The organism is Fischerella sp. (assembly GCF_013388695.1).
Lineage (GTDB): Bacteria > Cyanobacteriota > Cyanobacteriia > Cyanobacteriales > Nostocaceae > PCC9605.
The window spans coordinates 1-5,271 of record NZ_JACAEU010000165.1; the positions used below are offsets into that span (position 1 = coordinate 1).

Annotated in this window: 5 protein-coding genes and 1 pseudogene; 3 read left to right on the forward strand and 3 right to left on the reverse strand. The window is 43.5% G+C overall.

The genetic code is table 11. From position 1 onward, the window contains the following. Positions 1 to 260: 260 nt before the first annotated feature. The gene (scpB, locus tag HXY43_RS23070) at positions 261 to 791 is read left to right on the forward strand and encodes an SMC-Scp complex subunit ScpB (RefSeq protein WP_026736508.1); all 531 of its coding nucleotides are present in this window, start codon (positions 261 to 263) and stop codon (positions 789 to 791) included. A 197-nt stretch (positions 792 to 988) separates the two neighbouring features. After that, positions 989 to 1,336, forward strand: coding sequence for a DUF760 domain-containing protein (locus tag HXY43_RS23075; RefSeq protein ID WP_026736507.1), 348 nt, complete (start codon positions 989 to 991; stop codon positions 1,334 to 1,336). A 58-nt stretch (positions 1,337 to 1,394) separates the two neighbouring features. Here HXY43_RS23075 and HXY43_RS23080 read toward each other — a convergent pair whose 3' ends face one another. Further along, positions 1,395 to 2,612 (reverse strand): HhoA/HhoB/HtrA family serine endopeptidase, encoded by a 1,218-nt coding sequence (locus HXY43_RS23080; RefSeq protein WP_026736506.1) that lies wholly within the window; start codon positions 2,610 to 2,612, stop codon positions 1,395 to 1,397. Between the two features lie 283 nt (positions 2,613 to 2,895). Between HXY43_RS23080 and HXY43_RS23085 the strand changes: the two genes are divergently transcribed. Further along, the gene (locus tag HXY43_RS23085; protein ID WP_290888343.1) at positions 2,896 to 3,783 is read left to right on the forward strand and encodes a M23 family metallopeptidase; all 888 of its coding nucleotides are present in this window, start codon (positions 2,896 to 2,898) and stop codon (positions 3,781 to 3,783) included. Between the two features lie 76 nt (positions 3,784 to 3,859). Here HXY43_RS23085 and HXY43_RS23090 read toward each other — a convergent pair whose 3' ends face one another. Together HXY43_RS23090 and HXY43_RS23095 are read right to left on the reverse strand one after the other, a co-directional pair. After that, entirely contained in the window at positions 3,860 to 4,891 is a 1,032-nt protein-coding gene (locus tag HXY43_RS23090; protein ID WP_290888346.1) for an isochorismatase, read from the reverse strand. 209 nt (positions 4,892 to 5,100) lie between these two features. Beyond that, a pseudogene (locus tag HXY43_RS23095) lies at positions 5,101 to 5,271 on the reverse strand (RNA-guided endonuclease TnpB family protein); the annotation flags it as partial.

Sequence of the window (5,271 nt, forward strand, 5' to 3'; positions counted from 1 at the left end):
ACTAACCACTAACCACTAACTACTAACCACTAACCACTAACTACTAACCACTAACTACTAACCACTAACCACTAACCACTAACCACTAACTGTTGACCATTGACTCTTGACTTTTATTTCCAATTCTGATATTGAGTCCTTACATTTGTAATTCGTCCTTTGTCATTTGTCCTACCCTACGGTCAGCCGCCCGGAGGGCGTCTATGTCATTTGTACGGGTGACGAATGACTAATGACCAATGACTAATGACTAATGACCGATGAATGCAGCTACTAAGATAGAAGCAATTCTTTACTTGAAGGGGAAACCCTTGTCAATCAGCGAAATTGCTGAGTATGCCGCGTGCGATCGCGCTACCGCTGAGGAAGGAATTATAGAGTTAATTGACGATTATGCCCGTCGGGATAGTGCCCTAGAGGTAGTAGAAACTCCAAATGGCTATTGTCTACAACTAAGGCCTGATTTTCAAGACTTAGTACAAACTCTCATACCAGTGGAATTAGGGGTAGGTGCGTTGCGGACTTTAGCAGCGATCGCCTTGAATGGCCCCATGCTGCAAAGCGACTTGATTAACCTACGTGGTTCAGGAGCATATCAACACGTTCAAGAACTAGTTGAACTGGGTTTTGTCAAGAAACGCCGAGATAATGATTCTCGCTCCTACTCGCTACAGGTAACACCCAAATTTCATCAGTATTTCCAAATCGAGCAACTTCCCTCGCCATTCTCTAGCAACCAACAGCAGCGGCAACTAGAACTCAAACTAGAATCAGTATCAGAACCAGAATAGATTTGTCTTGAAAATGGAGATGGGAGAGGGGGAGAAATAACTACTAACTACTAACCACTAACTACTAACCACTAACTCTTGACTCTTGACTTTTGACTGCTACTTTGGATGAATACTACTCCTAGCCAAGGAAATATGTTGCAACCTTATACTATGGTTTAGAGTAGAATTAGCAACTCCGCCAAAGTAAATTGCCAATGGTGTTTGATCCTGACTTTCTCAATGACAATTTTGAAGAACACCCTCATCAGCATCTGAGTGACAGCTTTGAGGAAAACCCCAATCAGTTACTCAAATATTTGCAACATCAGTCTCCAGAAGTTTTGGCCAGTGTCGCTCAGTCCGTCAGCCCCGAAATTAAACAAATTATTTCGCAAAATGTCCAAGGGCTGGTTGGGATGCTGCCAGCTGAAAATTTCAATGTCCAAATTACAACAGATCGAGACAATCTCGCTGGTCTTTTAGCATCGGCAATGATGACTGGCTATTTCTTACGCCAGATGGAACAAAGGATGCAGTTAGATCATTTAGCTAACAATCATTAGTCATTAGTCATTAGTCATTTGTCATTTACTGCAAAGGACACAGGACTAAGGACACTGACTATTTTTTCGGATAAGCTCCTGACTGCACCTTAAACGTTTGAATTCTACCATCGCGGTTGACTTCAATCTGCAAAACATCACCTACGCTGCTGGACTCCACCATTTTCTGTACTTGGGCAGCAGTTTTGACTGGTTTGCCGTTAAACTTGTGAATCACATCTCCAGGGCGCAGTCCTGCCTGCTGTGCTGGCGATTTTTCTAGGACTCCCTTGATGGCAACGCCAGTATTTTGCTGAATGTTGAGGTTGTTTTCTTGGTTAATCTGCTTTTTTTTGGTAGGAGAAAGGTCTACCATTTCAACTCCTAAAAAGGGATGTTCTACACGCCCTTTAGTAAAAAGTTCCTTAGCAATGCGGGCAGCAGTTTCAATCGGAATCGCAAAACCAAGCCCTTGAGCATCAGCACGAATCGCAGTATTTACCCCAATTACCTGGCCTTGGTCATTTAACAAAGGCCCCCCGGAGTTACCAGGGTTAATAGCGGCGTCAGTTTGAATGAAGCTGACTCGCTTATCTGGTACGCCAACTTGAGCGCTAGTACGATCGGTAGCACTGATGATGCCGATAGTGACGGTATTGTCCAAACCCAAAGGATTGCCAATCGCGATCGCCCACTGTCCTGGGATTAAATTTTGTGAATTACCCATTGTCACTGTGGGCAATTGCTTAGCTGGAATTTTCACTACTGCTACATCTGTCATGGGATCGACTCCCATCACCTTTCCCTCAAAAGTCCGGCCATCCTTGAGGGTAACTTGTACCGTATCTGTGTTTGCGACAACATGAGCGTTGGTGAGAATTTCTCCATTTGTGCTCAAAACAAATCCCGATCCCGTCCCGCGCTCAATCCTTTCTTGCGGAATTGGTTGCTCATCTTCTCCAAAAAATCGACGCAAGAGGGGATTTTTAAAAGCCTCTGAGATGGGATTTGCAACTTTGCGTGTGGCATTAATTCGCACTACTGCTGGCCCGGTTTTTTGGACAGCGGTGGCAATAAAATTGACACTATCACCTCTAGTTGCTTCGATACTTTTTCCAAAAGAATTATTAACTACGGTTTCTGGCGGCAAACCCATCGTCACATTTTTTAACTCCTGGAACGTGCGCTTCTGTGTCAGGAGAAAGGGACTGGCAAACAACACTGCACTACCGCCAAATATGCCGCCGCCCACAACTAATGAAAAATAAACGGCCAGTTGTTTTTTCGATAATTTCATAATCATCACGCTCAAGGCACAGCAATGCAGGTGTTAATTTCTAAGTGTAATCAAGTAGTAGACTAATGGATAAATAAATTTGATATAAAGGGCGGTAAACTTTTAGGGAACTTTAGATTTTAGATTTATTGATTGCTTACTATATAACTACAGTACCCAGTCGCTGGTTATTGTTCGCTAGTTCCTCAAACAAAATATAAAATTTAGCTAGAATCGCAAAAATGCTCTCGCCATACACCAAGTGTTGGCATTGAGTACTTTACTCTTGCTTCACTTAAAATACATGACTGTTAGCGATCGCCTATTATTTTTATCTGGCTTTATCTTTGCCCTAGGACTAGTATCCACACACCCCAATCCTGTACTGGCACAGGCATCTAACTGCCCAACTCCAGCCTTGGAACGCTTTCAGCGTCACAAAGTTGGTCGTGGCGAAACTTTGGAGAGCATCGCCCAGCGTTACAATCTAGCTCCAAAAACTATTATCGACATAAATCCAGCTTTAAAAAACGGTAGGGTGACTGTGGGTAGCGGCATCCTGATTCCTCCCTACAATGGCTTTATTGTGCAAGTGGCTCGCGGTGAAACTTGGCGAGAACTGGCAGAGAAATACAAAATTCGCCCTGATGTACTATTTGAGTTGAATGGTTGTCAACCAGCATCCCAATTAGCATTTATTCCGGTAGCAAATCAATCACGCGATCGCGGGAATTTGCCTACACCGTCTAATTCTACTTCTACTCCTACCAACAATCCTCCTAAATTATCTGGATATCCATTGCCAACTTTAGCACAAGTAGGGTTTCCTTATGGCTGGCAACTGAATCCCAAAAATGGTGAAGTTTTCTTTCACAGTGGTATGGATTTGCTAGCCGCCCCAGGAACACCTGTAAATGCGATCGCCCCAGGGAAAGTAGTTTTTGCAGGTGAGCAAGGTACTTACGGCAACTTGGTGATCGTTAATCACAGCGATGGCTTGCAAAGCCGTTACGCCCAGCTAGACAGTATCAAAGTAAAAGTTGGTCAACCAGTCAAACAAGGGGACTTGCTGGGAACTGTCGGTACTACTGGACAACCAACTATAAATCAGCCCCATTTACATTTTGAAATGCGTTCTAGCTCATCCTTAGGTTGGGTTGCCAAAGATCCAAAAGAACATTTGAAGCAATGAGAATATTTTCTTCAACGCAGAAGGACGTGAAGCTTTCCTCTGCGATACTCTGCGCTTTCCTCTGCGTTCCTTTGCGTTAGAAAAAGCTGATTTCTTGGGTAGATTTAACTATTTTCATTCCTGCATCGGCAAATCTTTCAAACGCCGCATCCGCTGCTTTTGTGTAATCCACCACACCCGGAACAACGACAGGAGAAGTGCAATCTTCCAGTAGATAAACTTTTTTCGCCAAATTAATATCTACCTGCCGAATTTCTGTTAACAAATCATCGACTGTCCAGGCAACACAATGACTTTTCGCTTGTCCAGCTATGATCACAGCATCAAAGTCTAATAACTGCTGAATCAAGCTTGTATTCTTTTGAGCAATAGGGCGACGATCAAAACCTTCCAAAACTTCTGGACGTAAAACAGAATAGTTTTCCGTGAGTGGATGATTACCCTTAATTTCAAATTGAGTTTGACTATTACGCGCTATACAGTGGAAAAAGACCGCTTCCTCCACCGCAGAAACTAAAGCATGACCAATTCCACCCAACATAGAATGATAAGGCCAAACCGTCAGCGGATATTTGCCGTCTTGAGTTAGTTGTTTAACGTAGTGATAGGCATGTTTTTCTAGAAATTCATAATCGCATCCCAAACTGAAAGCAACACCAGGGTTAACTTTCCAAATTCCTTTTTCGATGTCTGCTGGAATGATATTTGTTGCAGCGGGTATGGGATGTTCACCAGCGGCATTAACCCAGAAAATCGGATGGAAAATTTGCATCGCTGTGTGGGTATCCAGCGTGGGTACAATCTTTGTAATTACTGCCAAGTTGCGATAGATAAATTCACACAGTCGCACATTATCATCAACTGCACCCATACCAGATTTGCCACCCACAAATAATTCAAATTCGGGGATGCAGAAAGTGTTTTGAACATCGATTAGAAGTAGGCAAATGCGAGTTTTGTCTTTAGATGCGGGTTTGATGTTGTGTTTTTTCGCCCATGCTTGTGCTTCTGGGGCGCGTTGTTGATAAGGGACGCGCCAAACTGCGCCGACTGTTTCGGGGTTAAAGTGGGGGGGGATGGGTAGTTGGGTTGTTGTTTGGGCATTCATAATTACAGCCTCTTTCATTTTGTATTAGCATTGATAAAATATATTGACAAATTTTTGTAAGTATGGAGCAAGGGAGTAGCGATCGCCTAACTTGTCTAAAATCTTAGTTAATAGTTGTACCAACTTGAGAGAGTAAGATTTAACAGCTTTGACTTTATTGACATCCTCTCACCGCTAACCCTTGCGGGTGTAGCGGGAGATTCCAAAGATCACTCTTTGGGTTTCCTCTTTCTACGACTCGACTTACTTGGAGGAGTTTCCTCACCCACGCAGAGGTCGATATCTCCAGAGGCGATCAACGTTCCCGTGTGCCCCACGGTACGGAGTCCAATCTCAAGTATGTTTCGTGCAGCGTTAGCGTCTCTATTCTGAGTATGTCC